The following is a 22,131-nucleotide window of genomic DNA, read 5'->3' as shown; positions in this document are numbered from 1 at the left end:
AGTGAAGTCAATAGCGAACACCTGGCCTTTCAACCTTTATTTTCTGGCCTTTCAGAAGGACCAGAGTGCCATATACGCCCTCAAACACGCGTAAATCCTGAAGATCGGACGTGCGGCGTTTAGAATTTTTTACATGAGAGTTGTTAATTAAAATCAACAAGGCTAAGCTCCAGAAAAGCTCGTTCAAGTGTGAAACTTCGAGGTGATAAAAATGGCATTCAAGCCATTGATCGGCGTTACTGCGTGCGTCAAACAGATTGGCCTGCACCCCTACCACATCAGCGGTGACAAGTACTTGCGTGCTGTCAGCGTTGCCGCGCTGGGGCTGCCTGTCGTTATTCCTTCCTTAGGCGACCTGACCGAAATCGAGGACCTGCTGCCGCAGCTCGACGGTCTGTTGCTGACCGGCTCACCTTCGAACGTGGAACCCTTCCACTATCAAGGCCCCGACAGCGCCCCCGGCACGGATCATGATCCGGCGCGGGATGCCACCACCCTTCCCCTGATCCGCGCCGCTATTGCAGCGGGCGTTCCGGTGCTCGGCATCTGCCGTGGCTTCCAGGAGATGAACGTGGCGTTCGGTGGCAGCCTGCATCAGAAGGTCCATGAACTGCCTGGTTTCCTCGACCATCGCGAGGCCGACCATCCGGACCTGGCCGTGCAATACGCTCCCGCTCACGGGGTGAATGTGCAGCCCGGTGGTGTGTTCGAAGCGCTGAACCTGCCTGCGGTGTTCCAGGTCAACTCGATTCACAGCCAGGGCATCGACCGCCTCGCGCCCGGCCTGCGCGCCGAAGCCGTCGCGCCCGATGGCCTGATCGAGGCGATCTCGGTCGAACACAGCCAGGCCTTCGCCCTCGGCGTGCAATGGCACCCGGAATGGCGAGTGCTGAACAACCCTCCTTATTTGAGTATTTTCCAGGCGTTCGGCGAAGCCTGCCGGCAACGGGCGGCGCTACGTCACTCGAGCTGACGAACTGATACCCACATTCAACGATTGACTGCCCAACGCGAGCGGGCAGGCGCTTTTGCGTGCCCCGCTCGCGAAAACAACACACTGCGATAACAACAAGTACGACCAGGCAGCCAGGATGGCGACGCCGAATAAACCCGCCGATACGGGTTTGCAATCCACTATTAAGCCGGGCCGTGTTGGCCTGGCGACTGAAACCTGTTGGGAGTTTCACATGGCAAACGCCTCCAGCATCTACAGGAAGGCTCTTGAGGGTCACCAGGCACCGAAAAAGGTGTTGGTGAAAATCGATCGCGTCACCAAGAAGTTCGACGAAACCACCGCCGTGGACGATGTGTCCCTGGAAATCCACCAGGGTGAAATCTTTGCCCTGCTTGGTGGTTCCGGTTCCGGCAAATCGACCCTGCTGCGCATGCTCGCCGGTTTCGAGCGCCCGACCGAAGGCCGGATTCTGCTCGACGGCGTCGACATCACCGACATGCCGCCGTACGAACGACCGATCAACATGATGTTCCAGTCCTACGCACTGTTCCCGCACATGACGGTGGCGCAGAACATCGCCTTCGGCCTCAAGCAGGACCGTTTGCCAGCGGCCGAAATCGAAGCCCGGGTGCAGGAGATGCTGCGCCTGGTGCACATGACCCAGTACGCCAAGCGCAAGCCGCACCAACTGTCCGGCGGCCAGCGTCAGCGCGTGGCCCTGGCCCGTTCCCTGGCCAAGCGTCCGAAGCTGCTGTTGCTCGACGAACCGATGGGCGCACTGGATAAAAAGCTGCGCTCGCAAATGCAGCTTGAACTTGTCGAGATCATCGAGCGCGTCGGCGTGACCTGCGTGATGGTGACCCACGACCAGGAAGAGGCCATGACCATGGCCCAGCGCATCGCGATCATGCACCTGGGCTGGATCGCCCAGATCGGCAGCCCGGTGGACATCTATGAAGCACCGGTCAGCCGCATGGTCTGTGAATTCATCGGCAACGTGAACGCCTTCGACGGCACCGTGGTCGAGGACCTGGAAGGTCACGCGATCATCCACAGCCCGGATCTTGCGCAGAAGATCTACGTCGGTCACGGCGTCAGCACTTCGGTGCAGGACAAGTCGATCACCTACGCGATCCGCCCGGAAAAACTGCTGGTCAGCACCGTCAAGCCGGAGAACCGCTACAACTGGTCCGCCGGCAAGGTGCATGACATCGCCTACCTCGGTGGCCACTCGGTGTTCTACGTCGAGCTGCCTGGGGGCAAGATCGTCCAGTCGTTCATGGCCAACGCCGAACGCCGTGGTGCGCGTCCGACCTGGGACGATCAGGTCTACGTGTGGTGGGAAGACGACAGCGGCGTGGTACTGCGCGCATGAAAACCTTCAATCAGCAATTCCTGAGGTGGGTCCCCAGCGGGCGCAAGTTCGTCATCGGGATTCCGTTCATCTGGCTGTTCCTGTTCTTCATGCTGCCGTTCTTTTTGGTGATGAAGATCAGTTTCTCGGAAGCGGCCCTGGCCATTCCGCCCTACTCGGAGATCTACACCTTCGCCGAGCAGAAATTCCAGCTGATGCTCAACATCGGCAACTACTCCCTGCTGGGCCAGGATGAGCTGTACCTGTCCGCCTACCTGGGTTCGTTGAAGGTGGCGTTTTTCAGCACCGTGATGTGCCTGGTGACCGGTTTCCCGATGGCCTACGCGATCACCAAGGCCAGCAAAGAAGCGCAGAACGTCCTGATGCTGCTGATCATGATGCCGACCTGGACCGCGATCCTGATCCGCGTTTACGCGTGGATGGGCATCCTCAGCAACAACGGCCTGCTCAACGCGTTCCTGATGTGGACCGGGCTGACGTCGCAGCCGATCGAGATCCTCAACACCAACATCGCCGTCTACATCGGCGTGGTGTATGCGTATCTGCCGTTCATGGTGCTGCCGCTGTACGCCAACCTGGTCAAGCATGACCAAAGCCTGCTGGAGGCCGCATCGGACCTGGGTTCGAGTACCTTCAACAGCTTCTGGAAAATCACTGTGCCTTTGGCCAAGAACGGCATCATCGCAGGCTGCATGCTGGTGTTCATTCCGGTGGTCGGTGAGTTCGTGATTCCGGAACTGCTGGGCGGCCCGGAAACCCTGATGATCGGCCGTGTGTTGTGGCAAGAGTTCTTCAACAACCGCGACTGGCCGGTGGCGTCTGCCCTGGCGGTGGTGATGCTGTTGATCCTGATTGTGCCGATTCTGCTGTTCAACCGCAGCCAGGCCAAAGAGATGGAGGCACGGGGATGAAACGCTTCGGATTTTCAAAGTTCATGCTGATTTTCGGCCTGTCGTTTATCTACCTGCCGATGCTGATCCTGGTGATCTACTCGTTCAACGCCTCCAAGCTGGTGACGGTGTGGGGCGGCTGGTCGATCAAGTGGTACGCCGGTTTGCTCGACAACAGCCAGCTGATGGGTTCGGTGTTGCGCTCGCTGGAAATCGCCTGCTACACCGCCATCGCGGCAGTCGCACTAGGGACGTTAGCCGCGTTCGTGCTGACGCGCGTTACGCGCTTCAAGGGTCGCACGCTGTTCGGTGGCCTGGTCACCGCGCCGCTGGTAATGCCTGAAGTGATCACCGGTCTGTCGCTGTTGCTGCTGTTCGTGGCCATGGCGCAGTTGATCGGCTGGCCGATGGAGCGTGGCATCGTCACCATCTGGATCGCCCACACCACGTTTTGTGCCGCTTATGTTGCGGTGGTAGTCTCCGCCCGCCTTCGCGAGCTGGACCTGTCCATCGAAGAAGCGGCCATGGACCTGGGTGCGAAACCGTTCAAGGTGTTTTTCCTGATCACCATTCCGATGATCGCGCCATCACTGGCGGCTGGCGGCATGATGTCGTTCGCCCTGTCGCTGGATGACCTGGTGTTGGCGAGCTTTGTGTCCGGCCCGGGTTCCACGACCCTGCCGATGGAAGTGTTCTCGGCGGTGCGCCTTGGGGTCAAGCCCGAGATCAACGCCGTGGCCAGCCTGATCCTGTTGGCCGTGTCGATCGTGACCTTCATGGTCTGGTACTTCAGCCGTCGTGCCGAAGCCACCCGCAAGCGCGCGATCCAGGAAGCCATGGACCAGACCGCCAGCGAATCCTGGCAGCAACCTGAAAAGCAAATGGCGGGAGCCACCGCCTAATGCCGCCCCCTGTAGGAGCGAGCTTGCTCCGGGCGGCGATCCGACGATGGACGTAAACGATGACGTGGGCTGTCTGAAATAACGCGCCGTCCTTATGTTTTTCGTCGGAACGCCGCCCGGAGCAAGCTCGCTCCTACAAAGGAGCGCTCTCGCCACAAATGTTTGCTATGTGATTTTGAATAAAAAAGAAATGGAGTTGTACCGATGAAAATGTTTGGCAGGACTCTGCTGACACTGTCCTTATTGGGCGCAATCGCCACTGGCGCCCAGGCCAATGACAAGGTTCTGCGCGTCTATAACTGGTCGGATTACATTGGCCCGGATACCGTCAAGAAGTTCGAGGACGAGACTGGCATCCAGGTGACCTACGATGTCTTCGACAGCAACGAAACCCTTGAGGCACGCCTGCTGGCGGGCAAATCCGGCTACGACATCGTCGTGCCGTCCAACAGCTTCCTGGCCAAGCAGATCAAGGCCGGCGTCTATCAGGAACTGGACAAGTCGAAGCTGTCGAACTGGAAAAACCTCAACCCGGTGCTGTTGAAAAACGCCTCCGCGAGCGATCCCGATAACGCCCACGCCATCCCGTACATGTGGGGCTCGATCGGCATCGGCTTCAACCCGCAGAAGGTCAAGGAAGTGCTCGGCGCCAATGCCCCGACCAACTCCTGGGACCTGCTGTTCAAACCGGAAAACGCCGAGAAGCTCAAAGCCTGCGGCATCAGTTTCCTCGACTCGCCGACTGAAATGATCCCGACCGCCCTGCACTACCTGGGCTACCCGGTGAACGATCAGAACAAACAGCACATCGCCGAAGCCGAGGCGCTGTTCATGAAGATTCGCCCGAACGTGGCGTACTTCCATTCGTCGAAATACATCTCGGACCTGGCCAACGGCAACATCTGCGTGGCCGTCGGTTACTCCGGCGACGTGCTGCAGGCCAAGGCCCGCGCCCAGGAAGCCGGGGACAAGGTGAAGATCGACTACAGCATCCCGAAAGAAGGCGCCGCCAGTTTCTACGACATGCTCGCCATCCCCCGCGATGCCGCCAACGTCGAGAACGCGTACCTGTTCATGAACTTCCTGATGCGCCCCGACGTGATTGCCGACATCACCAACAACATCGGCTACAGCAACGCCAACGCGGCGGCCACGCCACTGGTCGATGAGGCAATCCGCAACGATCCGGGCTCCTACCCGCCGGAAGCGGTGATGGCCACGCTCTATGCCGTGCCGGACCAGCCGATTGCCGTCCAAAGGATCATGACCCGTGGCTGGACCAAGGTGAAACTCGGCCAGTAATTCACTCGCAAATGCCTTCGCGAGCAGGCTCGCTCCCACATTGGTCCGTGTTGAACCAGTGATGTGCGAACGACGCTACCCCCTGTGGGAGCGAGCCTGCTCGCGATGAGGCCCTGACATCCAGCACAAATTTCAGTTTTACCCTTTTCCGTTCACGCAGCGCCTTACCACCGCTGCCTCTCCTGCAAGTAGAACGGCCTCACCTGGCTTCCTCGGTTCAGGTGAATTTTGGCGCCTTCGGGCGCCTTTTTTATCGGCGGTCAAAATCATGCAGCGGCCATTCGGCCAGCGCCCGATAGCGGCCCTTGTGGGATTCGAACAGGGTGAACCGGTCGGCACGCAGGAAGAATTCCGGTGCCGTTGCGGACTCCGGCACCTGCGCCCGATACTGCCGTGCCAGGGTCAGGTGCGGACGGTATTCCCTTGGTGCTTCCTCCAGCCCGAAGGGCAACATCGCCTGTTCCAAGGCATACACCAGGCGCAGCAATGCCGGGGAGGCCTGCTGCGGCGCGAGCACCAACGCCCCTGCCCTGCGCCACACGTCCAGCCGGTCCAGCACCACCGTCAAGCCCTCGCCCGGTGTACGGATCGACGCCGCAGCAGTGCAGATCTCGGCAATCTGCGCCACGCCCACCGCCCCCAAAAACTTCAGCGTCAGGTGAAGGTTTTCCGCCGGCACCGGCCGTCCGTTGCGCAGTTGCAACGCACTGCGCCACTGCGCTATCTCCCGGCGCAGGGCCGGGGCGCAGTTCAGCGCAAAGAACAGACGCTTGAACGGATCGCGGGATTCGTCGTTCATGCCGGACACCTCCAGGGGAAGACTGCCTGAGTGTACTCAACACCCGCGTTCCGGCCAGCGCATGTGTGGCGCCGTGGGGCAGGCGCGTTATAGTTCCAGGGGGCGTTCTCAATTAGTTTTCCCGCCGCGCCGGGTCTGCTGTTGTGCAGGGCAAGGCGCGAGAAGCGTGGTTTGGTCATTCCAAATAAGCTTCGAGCAACGCAGCCCTGCACAACAGCAGGCCCGGCCCTTCGGGTTGTGCCTTAAAGCGGGCCAGGCTGCGTTGCAGGCCTTGGAAAGGGAACAACCATTCCCAGCGGCCTGCGCCTTGCCTGGCCCGTTTTAAGGCGACAACGCGACGGGAAAACTAATTGAGAACGCCCCCTAGCATCCCGAAAAACCGGAGGGGGCCATGCGACAGATCATCAGCAAAGAGCCATGGTGGGCCAGCCCACCCGAGCCCGGCCAGGATGAACTCAAGCTGGAATGGGGCTGGCTGGTGCATTACAGCGAAGGCGAGCCGCGCTTCGAGTTCATCCGCGAGCGACCGACAGACGACGAGATCCGCCAGCGCAAGAGTTGCAGGATCACCCCGACGCCGGAGTGATCCCGCGTTCGGCGTCAGGCCTGGAGGAGTACTTCGAACCCGCCGTACACCATGCGCTGGCCGTCGAAGGGCATCGGATTGACGTCCGGCTTCATGCGCGGGTCCTGCATCATCCTGTCCATTCCGGCATTGCGGGTGGCCTTGTCCGGCCAGATGATCCAGCCAAAGGCAACGGTTTCGCCGTCCTTGAGCTTCACCGACATCGGAAACGAGGTGACCTTGCCTTCGGGGACATCCTCGCCCCAGCATTCGACCACGCTCAAGGCACCGTTTTCCTTGAAGACCGAGGCGGCGATTTTGGCGTGCTTGATGTATTGCTCACGGTTGGCGGTGGGTACGGCAGCGATAAAACCATCGACATAAGACATGAGTGTTTCTCCTTGGGTCATGGGGTGTGCTGCAGGTTAGTCGGTTGCGCTGGCGTCCGATCGACAGTGCCGGCGCCCAAACCGACCGGCGGTGCAGTGCGTTCCGCCAGGCTGCCTTCGATCTGCGCCGCCATGTAAAGCGTGCAGGCCATGACGCCGCTGGTCGGGTTCTGCACCAATTTGGTCCAGGCCTTGTCGAAGGTATTGCCCAGGCTACGGCGAATCAGCGCCTCGCTATCGGGCCGGTCAAAGGCCTGGATGAATGCGCGAATGCCAGCCACCCCTAGCGTGATCAAGCCACCGGCCAGTTTCCCGGTCGCTGCGGCCACGGCGCTGGCGGCCCCGCGCGGGGCCATCTCGGCTTCCATCCGCCGGCTGGCGCGCCTGGCCACCGGCGCCATCGCGGTGTCGGTCGAGCCCACCCCCTTGTCGCCACCGGCCTTATGGACTTTGTCGATCAGCGCGGCGAAGGCCGGCAAGGAGTTCAGCGGTTCGGTGTGCACGACTTGGTACAACGAGGCGTCCCTCGTCGGCGGAGGCCCGAGGGCGATGGCCGGGACTTTCTGGATGCGCCCGTTGAGTTGGGCCATCGGCACGCCGTGGCGGTTGGAGATTTTCTGCAGCTCTTCCTTGAGGATGTCGACATAGAACGCCGCTGCCAGGCTGAGAATCGCATCGGGATCGACTTCCACGGCCGCCGGGGCCAGGACCTTCTCCTGATAGGCTTCGAGCAGGTACGCCGCCAGGCGTTTTTCCACGGCGTCCTGCTCACCCTTGGCGCTGAGGGTGTACCAGCTGACCTTCATCGACAGCCATTCCTGGGTCCAGTAACTGCTGAACCACGGAATGAAATTCTGTTCGGTCAATTCATAGACCCGTGTGCGCCAGTAATCCATGGCGCCGCGGGCGTAGATTTTGGCCTGCTCGGTGGCAGCCTGCGACGCGGTGACGATCTCCCGGTCCACTTGTTGCCAGGTGCTGGCAGGAACGGTGACCGGTGCCACTTCCACCGGTGCGCGCACAGGCGTGACACACCCCGCCAACACCACCAGCACGGCAATGATCAGCGAACGCAGGTTCAAGATAGCGGTTTCCTGCAGTTGGTACCGGGCGAAATGCCTGACACACGAAACTTTCGGTTTAAGTATAGGTGGCAGTCTCCCGGAGCCCGCGAAAGGGCCCGCATCAACAGCGAAAAAACCACCATCACTTGCGTCGATATTCACCATCGCCGCGATTGCCTTCCGCTTGAACGCCGTCAGCGTAGGATCGATCCCAAGCCAACACGAAACCCCGAATCGGAGGGGAACCTCATGCTGATCCATCTGCTGACCTGCCTGGCCCTGACGGCGTTCACATTGGGTGTGTTTGCCTGGTACGTCCTGAGCGAGGAGCAAACATCATGATTCACATCGTCACCCTCGCCGTGGGCTTCCCGGTGTTCGGCAACAATTTCTACGCTCAGAAATTCGAGTCACGTAAAGAGTTGACTCTGCTGTTCGACGAGAAGTTCGAGGCGTTGCTGATCCCGGCAGCCGATCATCACTTCAGCAACGAAGTGGTCGGGCTCAATGATCAGTTCCGTTTTTTGAATGACGTGCTGGTCGAGCATCTGCTGGATGTCGAACTGGCAAAAGGCGCGGCCCGTTCGTTCGGGTTCTGACAGCGACCGCCGGTCGCCCGGGTTCGGACAGCAACCGCTCACAACGTTCGCTGGCTATTGCCAATCCCCTTGGCAATATCAATCCCCCAATCCATTGCCGCCTCCATGTCCAGCATGTGCGGCCGTGGATCGTGGTTTTCATCGATGGCTGTGCCGTCCGGCCAATAGACACCGATGAACATACCCAACGAACCGTCCTTCAATATCTCGGCTTTGACTTTGATGCTGCATCCGTTCGATAGCGTTTCCTTGTGCTCCAGGTGGCGCTCGGTCATGACTGCATTCCTCCCCTGACTGAATTCAAACCCTACTGGCCATGCTAGCTCAGCCCCCGGAACTGCGCCGACCCGCTGGACCGGAGGGCCTGCCCTGACAGCGGCGCAATGCCACCTATACTGAAAACGACCTCCCCCACAAGGGGTCTGCACGTCCAACAATAAAAAGCAGAGGTGGAACATGGTCTGGCAGCAAGTCTACGATCCGTTCGGTAACCCGGTGCTTTCAACGCTCATGGCCGCCGTACCGGTGGTGGTGATGCTGGCGTCCCTCGCGTTTTTCCATGTCAAGGCGCACCTGGCGGCGTTGCTCGCCCTGACCTCGGCCCTGTTGATCGCGATCTTCGCCTTCGGCATGCCGGCGAACATGGCCGGTTCCGCGGCGCTGTTCGGTGCGGCCAACGGTCTGCTGCCGATTGGCTGGATTGTGTTGAACATCATTTTCCTGCACCGCCTGACCACCGAGAACGGCTCGTTCAAGGTGCTGCAAGATTCCCTGGCGCGCATCACCGATGACCGGCGCCTGCAATTGCTGCTGATCGCCTTCTGCTTCGGTGCGTTTTTCGAAGGCGCGGCCGGTTTCGGTACGCCGGTGGCGGTGACCGGGGCGATTCTGATCGGACTGGGCTTCTCGCCTCTCGCCGCTTCAGGGCTGGCGCTGATCGCCAACACTGCCCCCGTGGCGTTCGGCGCCCTCGGCACGCCGATCATCACCCTGGCCAAGGTCACCGGGCTGGATGAAATGGAGCTGTCGATGATGGTCGGCCGACAGTTGCCCTTCTTCTCGGTGCTGGTGCCGTTCTGGCTGATCTGGGCCTTTGCCGGCTGGCGCAAGATGCTGGAAATCTGGCCGGCGATCCTGGTGGCCGGGGTCAGTTTTGCCGTGCCGCAGTTCCTGGTGTCCAACTATCACGGGCCGATGCTGGTGGACGTGATCGCTGCACTGATTTCCATGGCCTGCCTGACCGGCTTCCTCAAGGTGTGGAAACCGGCCACCGTGCACACGTCCGCCGCCCTGTCCGGCCGGGTCGACAACTCGAAGATCGACGTCGAGCACGACGAAAAGCCTGTACCTACTGCGACCTTTGCCAATGAGGCAAAACCGGCAGTGATGCGGGCGTGGATGCCGTGGATCATCCTCACGGTCTTCGTGTTCATCTGGGGCACCCAGGGCTTCAAGAACACCTTCGACACCCGCCCTGCCATTGACCCGCAAACCAGTGCCGCCAAGCTCGATCCGCAGGGCAAGCCGATGCGCGAGGCGAACCCGCTGTTTGCTCCGATCGTGACCTTCACCACCCTGCACTTGCAGGTCGAGAAAGTCCCGCCCGTGGTGGCCGCACCGAAAACCGAAGAAGCGGTGTACAAGTTCACCTGGTTCACCGCCACCGGCAGCGGCATTCTGCTGGCGGCGATTGTCGGCGGCTTGCTGATGGGTTACTCGATCCCGCAACTGATTCGCCAATACCTGCGCACCCTGTGGGTGGTGCGTTATTCGCTGATCACCATTGCGGCGATGCTCGCGCTGGGCTTCCTCACACGCTACTCGGGCCTGGATGCGACCATGGGCCTGGCCTTCGCCGCGACGGGCATTTTCTATCCGATGTTCGGCACCCTGCTCGGCTGGCTTGGCGTGGCGTTGACCGGCTCGGACACGGCGTCCAACGTGCTGTTCGGCGGCTTGCAACGGGTAACGTCCGAGCAGTTGGGCATCAGCCCGGTGTTGATGGCCGCCGCCAACAGTTCCGGCGGGGTCATGGGCAAGATGGTCGATGCCCAGTCGATCGTGGTCGCCTCCACCGCCACCCGCTGGTACGGCCATGAAGGGGAAATCCTGCGCTACGTGTTCTTCCACTCGATTGTGCTGGCGATTCTGGTCGGCGGGCTGGTGTCGTTGCAGGCCTACGTCGCGCCGTTCAGCCATATGGTGGTGGGCGGGCATTGAGTCTGCGCACCCTGCTCCCAACGCTTGCAACGCCCGGGTTCCTTCACCCGGGCGTTGGCATTTTCTGCGCAAACTTATTGAATGAGTGCCCACTTCAGGCTGACAAACAACCCATGGACAGTCGGCCGTTGCAGGCCAATGATGTACATCAGTGGCCTCCAGCGGGAGTCATGAACCGATGAACATTCTCTACGATGAACGCGTTGACGGCGCCCTGCCCGACGTCGACAAACAGGCGCTGTTGCAGGCCCTGCAAACCCGCTTGCCGAATCTGGAAATCCTGCATCAGCAGGAGGAACTCAAGCCCTACGAATGCGACGGACTGTCGGCCTATCGCACCACGCCGATGCTGGTGGTGCTGCCCCGATACATCGACGAAGTCCAGGGGGTGCTTCAGGTCTGCCATGAGCTGCACGTCCCCGTCGTGGCCCGAGGCGCGGGCACCGGTTTGTCCGGTGGTGCGTTGCCCCTGGAGAAAGGCGTGCTGCTGGTGATGGCGCGCTTCAACAACATCCTGCACATCGATCCCGCCGCCCGCACTGCACGGGTTCAGCCCGGCGTACGCAATCTGGCGATCTCCCAGGCGGCGGCACCCTTCGGCCTGTATTACGCGCCGGACCCATCCTCGCAAATCGCCTGCTCCATCGGCGGCAACGTCGCGGAAAATGCCGGTGGCGTGCACTGCCTGAAGTACGGCCTGACCGTGCACAACGTGCTCAAGGTCGACATCCTCACCGTCGACGGCGAGCACCTGAGCCTGGGCTCCAACGCCCTCGACGCCCCCGGTTTCGACCTGCTGGCGCTGTTCACCGGGTCCGAAGGCCTGCTCGGGGTGATCACCGAGGTCACGGTCAAGCTGCTGCCCAAGCCGCAGACCGCCAAAGTGCTGCTGGCGGCGTTCGATTCCGTGGAAAAAGCCGGGCGCGCCGTCGGCGACATCATTGCCGCCGGCATCATCCCCGGTGGCCTGGAAATGATGGACAACCTGGCCATCCGCGCCGCCGAGGACTTCATCCACGCCGGTTATCCGGTGGATGCCCAGGCCATTCTGCTGTGCGAACTCGATGGTGTTGAAGCCGATGTCTGCGATGACTGCGACCGGGTGCGCCAGGTGCTGCAACAGGCCGGCGCCATCGAGGTGCGCCAGGCCAGGGACGAAGCCGAGCGCGTGCGTTTCTGGGCCGGGCGCAAGAATGCCTTCCCGGCGGTGGGCCGCCTCTCGCCGGACTACTACTGCATGGACGGCACCATTCCCCGTCGCGAACTGCCCGGTGTGCTGCGCGCCATCGCCGAGCTCTCGACCGAATACGGCCTGCGGGTGGCCAACGTGTTCCATGCCGGCGACGGCAACATGCATCCGTTGATCCTGTTCGATGCCAATCAACCCGGTGAGCTTGATCGAGCCGAAGCCCTTGGTGGCAGGATTCTGGAGTTGTGCGTGAAAGTCGGCGGCAGCATCACCGGTGAACACGGCGTGGGCCGCGAGAAGATCAACCAGATGTGCGCACAGTTCAACAGCGATGAACTGACCCTGTTCCATGCCATCAAGGCCGCCTTCGACCCGAGCGGCCTGCTCAACCCCGGCAAGAACGTTCCGACCCTGCATCGCTGCGCCGAATTCGGTGCCATGCACATACATGGCGGTCAATTGCCCTTCCCTGAGCTGGAGCGTTTCTGATGCGCGGCCCTGAAGATTTCGATGACAGCCAGTCACTGCTGGAACAGGTCAATCAGGCGCTGGAAAACGCCACGCCATTGCGCATCCAGGGTTCCAACAGCAAGGGCTTCCTCGGGCGTACCACGGCCGGGGAAATTCTCGATACCCGCTCGCACCGGGGCATCGTCAGTTACGACCCGACTGAACTTGTGATCACCGCCCGTTGCGGCACACCGTTGTCGCAGCTGGCGCAGGTACTGGACGCTGCGCAACAGATGCTGCCCTGCGAGCCACCGTCCTTTGGCGACGACGCCACCGTCGGCGGCATGATCGCCTGCGGGCTGTCCGGACCACGGCGCCCGTGGGTCGGTTCGGTGCGGGACTTCATTCTTGGCACGCGGGTCATCACCGGCCAGGGCAAGCTGTTGCGCTTCGGTGGCGAGGTGATGAAAAACGTCGCCGGCTACGACCTGTCGCGCCTGATGGCCGGCAGTTATGGCAGCCTCGGGCTGATCACCGAAGTTTCCCTCAAAGTGCTGCCAAAACCCCGGCAGTGCCTCAGCATCAGCCTGGAAATCGACGCCGAACGGGCCTTGTTGCGCCTGGCGGAATGGGGCCAGCAGCCGTTGCCGATCAGCGCGGCCTGTCACGACGGTTCACGCCTGCACCTGCGGCTGGAGGGCGGTGAAGGTTCGGTGGCGGCGGCCCATGAGCGCCTCGGGGGCGAGCGGCTGGAGGCTTGCTGGTGGGACGATCTCAACGAGCAGCGCTTGAGTTTCTTCGATGAAGACCAGCCGCTTTGGCGCCTGTCACTGCCACACAACACGCCGCTTCTGTCGCTGCCGGGGGGCCAGTTGATCGACTGGGGCGGCGCCCAACGCTGGCTGAAATCCGATGCCGAAGCGGCGTTCATCCGCCAGGTCGTCGACGAGGTCGGTGGCCATGCCACCTGCTTCAGTCACGGCCTGACCGACAGCCCCTTCCATCCCCTGCCCCCGGCGCTGATGCGTTATCACCGCAACCTGAAACAACAGCTCGATCCACGGGGCATCTTCAACCCCGGACGCCTGTACGCGGAGCTTTGAACCATGCAGACGACCTTGAGTGAACGCGCCAGCCATTTGCCCCGCGCCGCAGAAGCCGAAAGCATCCTGCGCACCTGCGTGCACTGCGGCTTCTGCAATGCCACCTGCCCGACCTATCAATTGCTCGGCGATGAACTGGACGGACCACGGGGTCGTATCTACCTGATCAAGCAAGTGCTGGAAGGCAACGACGTCACGCAAAAGACCCAGCAGCACCTGGATCGCTGCCTGTCGTGCCGCAATTGCGAAACCACCTGCCCGTCGGGGGTCGATTACCACAACCTGCTGGACATCGGGCGGGCGGTGGTCGATGCGGCGGTACCGCGCCCGCTCGGTCAGCGCCTGTTGCGCGAGGGGTTGCGGCAGACCGTGCCCCATCCAGAGCTGTTCAAGAGTCTGGTCAATAGCGGTCAGGTGTTCCGCGCGCTGCTGCCCGGCACCCTGCAAAGCAAGTTGCCGCGCAATGTCTACCCAGCCAAGCCGCGGCCCACGACCCTGCGTGAGCGTCAGGTGCTGATGCTCGAAGGTTGCGTGCAGCCCAGCCTGTCGCCCAACACCAATGCCGCGGCGGCGCGGGTGCTGGACCGGTTGGGGATCAGTGTCATCGCGAGCCGCGAAGCCGGTTGCTGCGGCGCCGTGGACTATCACCTGGACGCCCAGGCCGCGGGCCTCGATCGTGCCCGGCGCAACATCGACGCGTGGTGGCCGAGCCTGGAAAAAGGCGCCGAGGCGATTGTGCAGACGGCCAGCGGTTGCGGCGCCTTCATCAAGGACTACGGCCATCTGCTCGCCAGTGACCCGGCCTATGCCGACAAGGCGAAAAAGGTCAGTGCGCTGGCCCGGGACCTGGTAGAGGTGTTACGCGACGAACCGCTGGAAAAACTCGGCATCCACGCCTCGCAACGCCTGGCCTTCCATTGCCCCTGCACCTTGCAGCACGGGCAGAAACTCGGCGGTGCCGTGGAGGCGCTGCTGACCGGACTCGGTTTCAACTTGACCTCCGTCCCCGACGGACACCTGTGCTGCGGCTCGGCGGGCACCTATTCGCTGACCCAGCCCGAACTGTCGCGACAACTGCGCGACAACAAGCTCAACGCCCTGGAAAGCGGCCATCCCGAGGTGATTGTCACGGCCAACATCGGCTGCCAGACGCACCTCGACGGCGCGGGCCGAACCCCGGTGCGGCACTGGATCGAACTGGTCGAAGCCGCCTTGCCTTAACCGAACCCTGGAGATGCCCATGAACAGCAAAGCCGTCCTGAGCCAGACCGAAGTCGGCCAGATCATCAAAGCCGCCCGCGCCCAAGCACAGGCCAATCAATGGGCCGTGACCATAGTGGTGGTCGATGACGGTGGCCACCCGCTGGCCCTCGAACGCCTCGACGGCTGCGCGCCGAGCAGCGCGTATATCGCCACCGAAAAGGCCCGGACCTCGGCCCTCGGGCGGCGTGAATCGAAAAGCTATGAGGAAATGGTCAACGGTGGGCGTTACGCTTTTCTGTCAGCACCGCTGCTGACTTCGCTGGAGGGTGGCGTGCCGATTGTCTTCGATGGTCAGGTGATTGGTGCTGTCGGGGTGTCGGGCGTCAAACCCGAACAGGATGCGCAAGTGGCCAAGGCCGGGGCGCAGTGCCTGAAATGAAATTGTGGCATCACCATTTCCACCCTGTAGGAGCGAGCCTGCTCGCGATCGCGTAGTGTCATTCAACGTAGGTTTCGCCTGATATGGCGCTATCGCGAGCAGGCTCGTTCCTACAGGGGTCCGTGTTAGACCAGCCGAGAGGAACCGCACCGATGACCCGACTCACTGCCAAAGACTTCGCCCCGGAACTACTTGAGTTATACGACTACTACGCCCACGGCAAGATCAACCGCCGGGAGTTTCTTGACCGCGCGGCGTTGTTTACCTTCGGTGGTTTGACCGCGGGTGCCCTGCTCGCCGCGCTAAGCCCCGACTATGCGCTGGCCGAGCAGGTCGAGTTCACCGATCCGGACATTGTTGCCGAGTACATCACCTACCCGTCACCCAAGGGCCACGGCCAGGTTCGCGGATATCTGGTGCGTCCGGCCAAGGCCAGCGGCAAGGTGCCGGCGGTGGTGGTCGTGCACGAAAACCGCGGGCTCAACCCGTATATCGAAGACGTGGCCCGGCGTCTGGCCAAGGCCGGTTTCATCGCCCTGGCCCCGGATGGCCTGAGTTCGGTCGGCGGTTATCCCGGCAATGACGACAAGGGCCGCGAGCTTCAGGCCACGGTCAACCCGGAAAAGCTCATGAACGACTTTTTCGCCGCCGTCGAGTGGATGATGAAACACCCTGCCGCTACGGGAAAAGTCGGCATCACCGGGTTCTGCTACGGCGGTGGCGTGACCAACGCCGCCGCCGTGGCCTATCCGGAACTGGGGGCCGCCGTGTCGTTTTATGGCCGTCAGCCAACGGCCGAGGAAGTACCCCGGATCAAGGCCCCGGTGATGCTGCACTACGGCGAACTGGATACGCGGATCAACGAAGGCTGGCCCGCCTATGAGAAAGCGTTGAAGGCCGGGGGCAAGACCTATGAGGCCTACATTTATCCGGGCTGCAATCATGGTTTCCACAACGACTCCACGCCGCGCTACGACGAAGCGGCGGCCAAGCTGGCGTGGGAGCGGACGTTGGGGTGGTTTAAAAAGTATCTGGTTTGACCAGAGGTTGAGGGCAGCAGGGCTGGCCCCTTCGCGAGCAGGCTCGCTCCTACATTGGGCTTCTGTCGAACACAGATTTTGTGTTCACTGAAGTTCCCTGTAGGAGCGAGCCTGCTCGCGATGGCGGTATCACTGCAGGTGACTACTTCGGCTGAGCCACAGTCCGCAGATACGGCTTCAAGGTCTTGAAGCCATCCGGGTATTTCTTCTTCGCGTCTTCATCAGACACCGACGTCGGGATGATCACGTCTTCACCCGGCCGCCAGTTCACTGGCGTGGCAACGGTGTGCTTGGCATTCAATTGCAGGGAATCGAGCAGGCGCAGCACTTCATCGAAGTTGCGCCCGGCGCTCATCGGGTAGATCAGCATGGCCTTGACCTTCTTGTCCGGGCCGACGATGAACACCGAACGCACCGTGGCGTTGTCCACCGCCGTGCGCGCGCCGCCGCTGGCATTGGGGTGGATCATGTCGTAGAGCTTGGCCACCACCAGGTTTTCGTCGCCGATCAGTGGATAGTTGACCGCCGTGCCCTGGGTCTCGGCGATGTCGCCGACCCAGCGGTTATGGTCGCTGACCGGGTCGACGCTGAGGCCGAGGACCTTGGTGTTGCGCTTGTCGAATTCCGGCTTGAGTTTGGCCAGGTAACCCAGTTCGGTGGTACACACCGGAGTGAAATCCTTGGGGTGGGAAAACAGGATGGCCCAGCCATCGCCGATCCATTGGTGAAAACTGAGGGTGCCTTCGGTGGTGTCGGCGGTGAAATCCGGTGCTTCGTCGCCAATACGGATAGCCATGTTCGATCTCCTTGCAGTGATGGACAGGGACGCCGTCAGGGCAACGAATGCGCTTTAAACGGCATGGACGCGAGACAGTATAGGAGAGGTTCGACGACTCGCCGCAACGCTTGGAGCAAGTCGCTAGCCCACCAGCGCAATCAGTTGCTGACGCTGGGCATCGGTCAGCATCGGGCCGAAACCGGCCCGGGCATTTTCCGCCATGTAGCGCGGATTGCCTGTGCCGGGAATCACGCAGGTCACCGCCGAATGCGACAGCAAGAACTTCAGCGCCAATTGCGGCCAGCTCTTGACCCCGACTTGCGCCGCCCAGCCTGGCAGCGGCTTATCCTTGAGTTTGGCCAGTAAGCCGCCACCGCCAAACGGCCGGTTGCAGATCACCGCCACCCCCCGCTCGCGGCACAACGGCAGCAGGCGTTTCTCTGCGCCGCGATCATCCAGGGCGTAGTTGATCTGCAAGAAATCCAGGGGCTCGGCCTTGAGTACCGCTTCCACTTCTTCATAGGCCGACGCCGTGTAATGGGTGATGCCGATATAGCGGATGCGCCCTGCTTCCTTCCAGTGGCGCAGGGTCGGCAGGTGCGTCTGCCAGTCCAGCAGGTTGTGGATCTGCATCAGGTCGATCCGGTCGGTTTGCAACAGGGCGAAGGATTGTTCCATCTGCGCGATGCCTTCTTCGCGGCCCCGGGTCCACACCTTGGTGGCCAGGAAGGCCGGCGAGCTCGGCTCATGGATCGACAGCAGTTCGCCGATGGTCTGTTCGGCGCGACCGTACATCGGTGAGCTGTCGATCAGCTTGCCACCCTTGTCGAACAACGCATCCAGCACCGCGGGCAAGTCCTTGTAGGCCGGTTGCGAAGGCTCGACATCGAATCCGCGATAAGTGCCCAACCCTACGATCGGCAAGGACTCGTTGCTGGAAGGAATGGCGCGGGTCTGCATGGTCTTGCCTCCTGTTCCCGTCGACGGCTCGGGTTGTGCACCCACCGGACCGAACGTGAAGACCGCCGAAGCACCGGCAGCCAGCGTGAGTACTTCTCTACGGGTGTAACCCTCAGGATGGCTCATAAAACGCTTCTCACCAGTCGCTCGGGTTCGGCCCGTTGCGCCGACAACCCGGATAACCCGCGTCAAAGGTCGATTGACTACACTCAGGAAGCCTTGCGCTAGCCACTTTCAAACCCCGAGCAGTCAATGCCGCCCACTAACGTTAGTCGAATGTCGCGCACCCTGGTGTTACTCGTCGTCATCGCCGCTGCGTTGTACCTGGCGCTGTGCGTGGCGCTGTTCGTGTTCCAGCGGGCGCTGATCTACTACCCGCAACCGCGCGCCGTCGGGACCGCCGGGACGCTGCTCACCCTGCCGGTCGCCGACGCACAGGTGCTGGTGTCCGTCCGGCCTCACGAGGGTCCCAACGCGCTGATTTATTTCGGCGGCAATGCCGAAGACGTCTCGCGCAACCTGCCCGAGTTCACCCAAGCGTTCCCTGACTACGCCCTGTACCTGCTGCATTACCGTGGTTATGGCGGCAGTTCCGGCTCGCCTTCCGAAGAGGCCATTGCCCGCGACGCCATCACCTTATTCGACCAGGTGTATGCCTGCCATCCGCATGTAGCGGTGGTCGGCCGCAGCCTGGGCTCCGGGGTTGCCGTGCGCCTGGCCAGCGAACGCCCGGCCGCGCGACTGGTGCTGATCACGCCCTATAACAGCCTCGAAGGGCTCGCCGCCCGTCAGTTCCGCTGGTTTCCGGTGCGCTGGTTGTTGAAGGACAAATACCCGTCCTGGCAGTACGCCGCCCGCATCACGGTGCCGACATTGTTGATCGCGGCCGAGCATGACGAAGTGATTCCGCGCCCAAGCACAGAACGTTTGTATACACACTTCGCCAAAGGCGTGGCGTCGCTGCAGGTGATACCGGGGACGGGGCACAACTCGATCAGCGAAAGCCCTGAATACCTCAAGGCGCTGGGGGGTGGGTTGTAGCAAGCGAGGGCTGGGTTGGCGGAAAAAACGGTCCGGGCAAGCGCGACCTCGCTTGCCCGGACCAAAGGACCCTACACGCAATCAAAAACGCGGTTTGACCGCCTTCCACTCCGGTTTGTATCGCTGCATCTGCTTCACGTCATCGCGTTGGCGAATGCCGCACGTCAGGTATTGGTCATGCAGCTTGCCCAACTGGTCGTGGTCAAGTTCCAGCCCCAGGCCCGGGGCGCGGGTGATTTTCACGCAGCCATCGACAATCGGCAGCTTGCCGCCCTTGATCACCTCTTCGTCAGGCTCCTGCCAGGGGTAATGGGTGTCGCAGGCGAAATCCAGATTCGGCACCGCAGCGGCGACATGCGCCATGGCCATCAGGCTGATGCCAAGGTGTGAATTGGAATGCATCGACACCCCAAGACCAAAGGTTTCGCACATTTTCGCCAACGCCTGCGTGTCACGCAGGCCACCCCAATAATGGTGGTCGGCGAGGACAATCTGCACACTGTTCTGCGCCACGCTGCGGCGAAACTCGTCGAAATCGGTGACCACCATATTGGTCGCCAGGGGCAAACCGGTGCGCTTGTGCAGTTCGGCCATGCCCTCCAGGCCCGGCGTTGGGTCTTCGTAATACTGCAGGTCATCACCGAGCAATTCGGCCATGCGGATCGAGGTTTCCAGCGACCAGTTGCCGTTCGGATCGATGCGCAGCGGGTAACCGGGGAAGGCCTTTTTCAGCGCCTTGATACACGACACCTCATGCTCCGGCGGCAAGGTGCCGGCCTTGAGCTTGATGCTCTTGAAGCCGTAGGCCTCGATCATCCGCCGTGCCTGGGCAACGATCTGCTCTTCGTTCAGGGCCTCGCCCCAGTTGTCGGGCTTGTAGGGTGAATCGACGTGCTGCGCGTACTTGAAAAACAGGTAGGCGCTGAACGGAATCTCCTCGCGGATGGCCCCGCCCAGCAAGTCCACCAAGGGCACATTCAACGAGTGTGCCTGCAAATCCAGGAAGGCGACTTCGAAAGCCGAATAAGCATTGCTGACGGCTTTGCTGGCATGGGAGCCCGGTGCCAGTTCGGCACCGGCAATACTCGCCGGTTTGTTCGCCGCCACCGTGGCCTGGACGATGGCTCGCAACTGATTGAGATTGAACGGATCAAGACCAATCAATTGCGTTTGCAGTTGCTGCTGGATCGCCAGCGCCGGAGCGTCGCCATAACTTTCACCCAGGCCGATGTAGCCGTTGTCGCTCTCGATCTCGATTATCGAGCGCAACGCGAAGGGTTCGTGGATGCCGCTGGCGTTGAGCAAGGGCGGATCACGGAAGGCGATGGGCGTGACAGTGACTCGTTTGATTTTCAAGAGGCGGCTCCCGTTGGATCAGTTTTCAGGGCTGGATGACTGCTGGGCTTTTTTGCTGGCGTGCCTTCGGCCGGTTCGCCGGCCAGCGCACGGAGGGCATCGCCACGCGGGGCGGTGCGGGCGAAAAAGATCACGATGGCGGCGACCAGCGAGGTAGCGGCCAGGCCGTAGAGCCCGCCTTCGATGGAGCCGGTGGTCTGCTCCAGGAAACCGAAGGTGGTCGGCGCGACGAAGCCGCCGAGGTTACCGATGGAGTTGATCAGGGCTATCACCGCCGCGGCGATCCGGGCATCGAGATAGCCTTGGGGAATCGGCCAGAACAATGCCGAGGCTGCCTTGAAACCAATCGCGGCAAAACAGATGGCGACGAAGGCAAAGACCGGACCGCCGGTGGTGGACATGAACATGCCGAAGGCGGCGATCACCAGCGTCACCGCTACCCAGGCCTGCTGGTACTTCCATTTACTGGCCATGGCCGCAAAGCCATACATCGCGATGATGGAAATGATCCACGGAATCGAGTTGAACAGGCCGACCTGGAAATCGCCGAGGTTGCCCATCTTCTTGATCATGCTCGGCAGCCAGAACGTGGCGCCGTAGATGGTCAGGGCGATGGAAAAGTAGATGAAGCAGAACAGCAGGATCTGCCGATCGGCCAACAGTTTGAAGATCGAGGGTTTGACGCTCTGCGAAGCTTCGCGAGCCTGTTGTTCCTCGGCGATAGCGCCAACCAGCGCAGTTTTTTCTTCGTCACTCAGCCACTTGGCTTCCCGCGGGTGGGACTGCAGCCAGAACCAGACGAACCCGCAGAGCACGATGGACGCAAAGCCTTCGATCAGGAACATCCACTGCCAACCGTGCAGGCTCAAGCCGCTGACGTTGAGCAGTGCACCGGACACCGGACCGGAGATCACCGAGGCAATGGCCGAACCACTGAGGAAAATCGCCATCGCCTTGCCGCGTTCGGTCGACGGTAGCCATTGGGTGAAGTAGTAGATGATGCCGGGGAAAAAACCCGCTTCGGCGGCGCCGAGTATGAAGCGCAGAACGTAGAAACTGGTTTCGCCACGGACAAACGCCATGGCCATCGCGGCGGCGCCCCAGGTAAACATGATCCGCGTCAGCCAGGCGCGGGCACCGTAGCGTTGCAACAGCATGTTGGACGGCACTTCGAAGATCGCGTAGCCGATGAAGAACAGCCCTGCACCCAGGCCATAGGCGGCGGCGCCAATGCCCAGGTCGGTTTCCAGGTGGCTGCGCACGAAGCCGATATTGACCCGGTCGATGTAGTTGACGATGAACATCACCACGAACAGCGGCAGTACATGGCGCTTGACCTTGGCGGCGGCGCGGGCGAGCACATTCGGGTCTGGCGGACTCTGGAGGGTTTTCAAGGGGCGACTCCCGATCATTGTTTTTTTAGGGGGATTGCTTGAGGCGTGGCTCGATCATGGACGCGAGCATTGATCCCGTCTAATCTAACTTGGCATTCGATTGATACCTGGATTAGAT

The 22,131-nt window shown here is 61.5% G+C and carries 22 protein-coding genes; 14 read left to right on the top strand and 8 right to left on the bottom strand.

From position 1 onward, the window contains the following. The first annotated feature begins 211 nt into the window (after positions 1 to 211). From AC3ITY_RS12205 to AC3ITY_RS12185, 5 genes are all read left to right on the top strand, one after another. Positions 212 to 973 carry a gamma-glutamyl-gamma-aminobutyrate hydrolase family protein gene (locus AC3ITY_RS12205; RefSeq protein ID WP_489309386.1) on the top strand — a complete coding sequence of 254 codons (762 nt, stop codon included), beginning with the start codon at positions 212 to 214 and terminating at the stop codon, positions 971 to 973. A 214-nt stretch (positions 974 to 1,187) separates the two neighbouring features. Then, positions 1,188 to 2,330 carry a polyamine ABC transporter ATP-binding protein gene (gene potA / locus AC3ITY_RS12200; protein WP_489309384.1) on the top strand — a complete coding sequence of 381 codons (1,143 nt, stop codon included), beginning with the start codon at positions 1,188 to 1,190 and terminating at the stop codon, positions 2,328 to 2,330. Next, a complete protein-coding gene (locus AC3ITY_RS12195) occupies positions 2,327 to 3,241 on the top strand; it encodes an ABC transporter permease subunit (RefSeq protein ID WP_489309382.1) in 915 nt (304 codons plus the stop codon). The genes potA and AC3ITY_RS12195 overlap by 4 nt, the downstream gene beginning before the upstream one ends. Next, the gene (locus AC3ITY_RS12190) at positions 3,238 to 4,122 is read left to right on the top strand and encodes an ABC transporter permease subunit (protein ID WP_489309380.1); all 885 of its coding nucleotides are present in this window, start codon (positions 3,238 to 3,240) and stop codon (positions 4,120 to 4,122) included. Before AC3ITY_RS12195 ends, AC3ITY_RS12190 begins: the two co-directional genes overlap by 4 nt. 204 nt (positions 4,123 to 4,326) lie before the next feature. Continuing rightward, positions 4,327 to 5,424, top strand: a complete 1,098-nt coding sequence (locus AC3ITY_RS12185) for a polyamine ABC transporter substrate-binding protein (protein WP_489309378.1) — start codon at positions 4,327 to 4,329, stop codon at positions 5,422 to 5,424. Positions 5,425 to 5,674: 250 nt separating this feature from the next. On the opposite strand, the gene thpR is transcribed toward AC3ITY_RS12185, so the two are convergent. Further along, positions 5,675 to 6,223 carry an RNA 2',3'-cyclic phosphodiesterase gene (gene thpR, locus AC3ITY_RS12180; RefSeq protein ID WP_489309376.1) on the bottom strand — a complete coding sequence of 183 codons (549 nt, stop codon included), beginning with the start codon at positions 6,221 to 6,223 and terminating at the stop codon, positions 5,675 to 5,677. A gap of 391 nt (positions 6,224 to 6,614) precedes the next feature. Here thpR and AC3ITY_RS12175 point away from each other — a divergent pair, with 391 nt between their 5' ends. Beyond that, complete coding sequence (locus tag AC3ITY_RS12175; RefSeq protein ID WP_046042414.1) at positions 6,615 to 6,809, top strand: hypothetical protein; 195 nt, start codon at positions 6,615 to 6,617, stop codon at positions 6,807 to 6,809. Between the two features lie 14 nt (positions 6,810 to 6,823). Here AC3ITY_RS12175 and AC3ITY_RS12170 read toward each other — a convergent pair whose 3' ends face one another. Next, positions 6,824 to 7,177, bottom strand: coding sequence for a DUF1428 domain-containing protein (locus tag AC3ITY_RS12170; protein ID WP_046042415.1), 354 nt, complete (start codon positions 7,175 to 7,177; stop codon positions 6,824 to 6,826). Positions 7,178 to 7,194: 17 nt separating this feature from the next. Then, entirely contained in the window at positions 7,195 to 8,259 is a 1,065-nt protein-coding gene (locus AC3ITY_RS12165; RefSeq protein WP_489309373.1) for a hypothetical protein, read from the bottom strand. 320 nt (positions 8,260 to 8,579) lie between these two features. Between AC3ITY_RS12165 and AC3ITY_RS12160 the strand changes: the two genes are divergently transcribed. After that, positions 8,580 to 8,840, top strand: a complete 261-nt coding sequence (locus tag AC3ITY_RS12160) for a hypothetical protein (RefSeq protein ID WP_489309371.1) — start codon at positions 8,580 to 8,582, stop codon at positions 8,838 to 8,840. A gap of 38 nt (positions 8,841 to 8,878) precedes the next feature. On the opposite strand, the gene AC3ITY_RS12155 is transcribed toward AC3ITY_RS12160, so the two are convergent. Further along, positions 8,879 to 9,115, bottom strand: coding sequence for a hypothetical protein (locus AC3ITY_RS12155; RefSeq protein WP_489309369.1), 237 nt, complete (start codon positions 9,113 to 9,115; stop codon positions 8,879 to 8,881). Positions 9,116 to 9,296: 181 nt separating this feature from the next. Here AC3ITY_RS12155 and AC3ITY_RS12150 point away from each other — a divergent pair, with 181 nt between their 5' ends. The 6 genes from AC3ITY_RS12150 to yghX all read left to right on the top strand — a co-directional run bounded on the left by AC3ITY_RS12150 (position 9,297) and on the right by yghX (position 16,484). Next, complete coding sequence (locus tag AC3ITY_RS12150; RefSeq protein ID WP_489309367.1) at positions 9,297 to 11,060, top strand: L-lactate permease; 1,764 nt, start codon at positions 9,297 to 9,299, stop codon at positions 11,058 to 11,060. A 178-nt stretch (positions 11,061 to 11,238) separates the two neighbouring features. Beyond that, positions 11,239 to 12,738 carry a glycolate oxidase subunit GlcD gene (glcD, locus tag AC3ITY_RS12145; protein WP_489309365.1) on the top strand — a complete coding sequence of 500 codons (1,500 nt, stop codon included), beginning with the start codon at positions 11,239 to 11,241 and terminating at the stop codon, positions 12,736 to 12,738. Continuing rightward, the gene (glcE, locus tag AC3ITY_RS12140) at positions 12,738 to 13,802 is read left to right on the top strand and encodes a glycolate oxidase subunit GlcE (RefSeq protein ID WP_489309363.1); all 1,065 of its coding nucleotides are present in this window, start codon (positions 12,738 to 12,740) and stop codon (positions 13,800 to 13,802) included. Before glcD ends, glcE begins: the two co-directional genes overlap by 1 nt. A gap of 3 nt (positions 13,803 to 13,805) precedes the next feature. Then, positions 13,806 to 15,023 (top strand): glycolate oxidase subunit GlcF, encoded by a 1,218-nt coding sequence (gene glcF, locus AC3ITY_RS12135; RefSeq protein ID WP_489309361.1) that lies wholly within the window; start codon positions 13,806 to 13,808, stop codon positions 15,021 to 15,023. Between the two features lie 19 nt (positions 15,024 to 15,042). After that, positions 15,043 to 15,444: a heme-binding protein gene (locus AC3ITY_RS12130; protein WP_489309359.1), complete on the top strand. Its 402-nt coding sequence runs from the start codon at positions 15,043 to 15,045 to the stop codon at positions 15,442 to 15,444. Positions 15,445 to 15,596: 152 nt separating this feature from the next. After that, complete coding sequence (gene yghX, locus AC3ITY_RS12125) at positions 15,597 to 16,484, top strand: YghX family hydrolase (protein WP_489309357.1); 888 nt, start codon at positions 15,597 to 15,599, stop codon at positions 16,482 to 16,484. Between the two features lie 142 nt (positions 16,485 to 16,626). Here yghX and AC3ITY_RS12120 read toward each other — a convergent pair whose 3' ends face one another. Both AC3ITY_RS12120 and AC3ITY_RS12115 read right to left on the bottom strand, forming a co-directional pair. Beyond that, positions 16,627 to 17,280 (bottom strand): peroxiredoxin, encoded by a 654-nt coding sequence (locus tag AC3ITY_RS12120; protein WP_489309355.1) that lies wholly within the window; start codon positions 17,278 to 17,280, stop codon positions 16,627 to 16,629. Positions 17,281 to 17,403: 123 nt separating this feature from the next. Continuing rightward, the gene (locus AC3ITY_RS12115) at positions 17,404 to 18,348 is read right to left on the bottom strand and encodes an aldo/keto reductase (RefSeq protein ID WP_489309353.1); all 945 of its coding nucleotides are present in this window, start codon (positions 18,346 to 18,348) and stop codon (positions 17,404 to 17,406) included. 126 nt (positions 18,349 to 18,474) lie between these two features. Here AC3ITY_RS12115 and AC3ITY_RS12110 point away from each other — a divergent pair, with 126 nt between their 5' ends. Continuing rightward, complete coding sequence (locus tag AC3ITY_RS12110; protein WP_489309351.1) at positions 18,475 to 19,263, top strand: alpha/beta hydrolase; 789 nt, start codon at positions 18,475 to 18,477, stop codon at positions 19,261 to 19,263. An 81-nt stretch (positions 19,264 to 19,344) separates the two neighbouring features. Here the strand turns inward: AC3ITY_RS12110 and AC3ITY_RS12105 are convergent, their stop codons facing one another. Together AC3ITY_RS12105 and AC3ITY_RS12100 are read right to left on the bottom strand one after the other, a co-directional pair. Continuing rightward, complete coding sequence (locus AC3ITY_RS12105; RefSeq protein ID WP_489309349.1) at positions 19,345 to 20,619, bottom strand: glucarate dehydratase family protein; 1,275 nt, start codon at positions 20,617 to 20,619, stop codon at positions 19,345 to 19,347. Further along, on the bottom strand, positions 20,616 to 22,013 hold the full coding sequence (locus AC3ITY_RS12100; protein ID WP_489309347.1) for an MFS transporter: 1,398 nt from the start codon (positions 22,011 to 22,013) through the stop codon (positions 20,616 to 20,618). The genes AC3ITY_RS12105 and AC3ITY_RS12100 overlap by 4 nt, the downstream gene beginning before the upstream one ends. Between the last annotated feature and the right edge of the window lie 118 nt (positions 22,014 to 22,131).

The sequence above is a fragment of the Pseudomonas sp. GL_091 genome, from assembly GCF_057837725.1.
The sequence above is the reverse complement of the archived record's forward strand: the minus strand, read 5'-3'. Positions and strand labels throughout refer to the sequence as shown.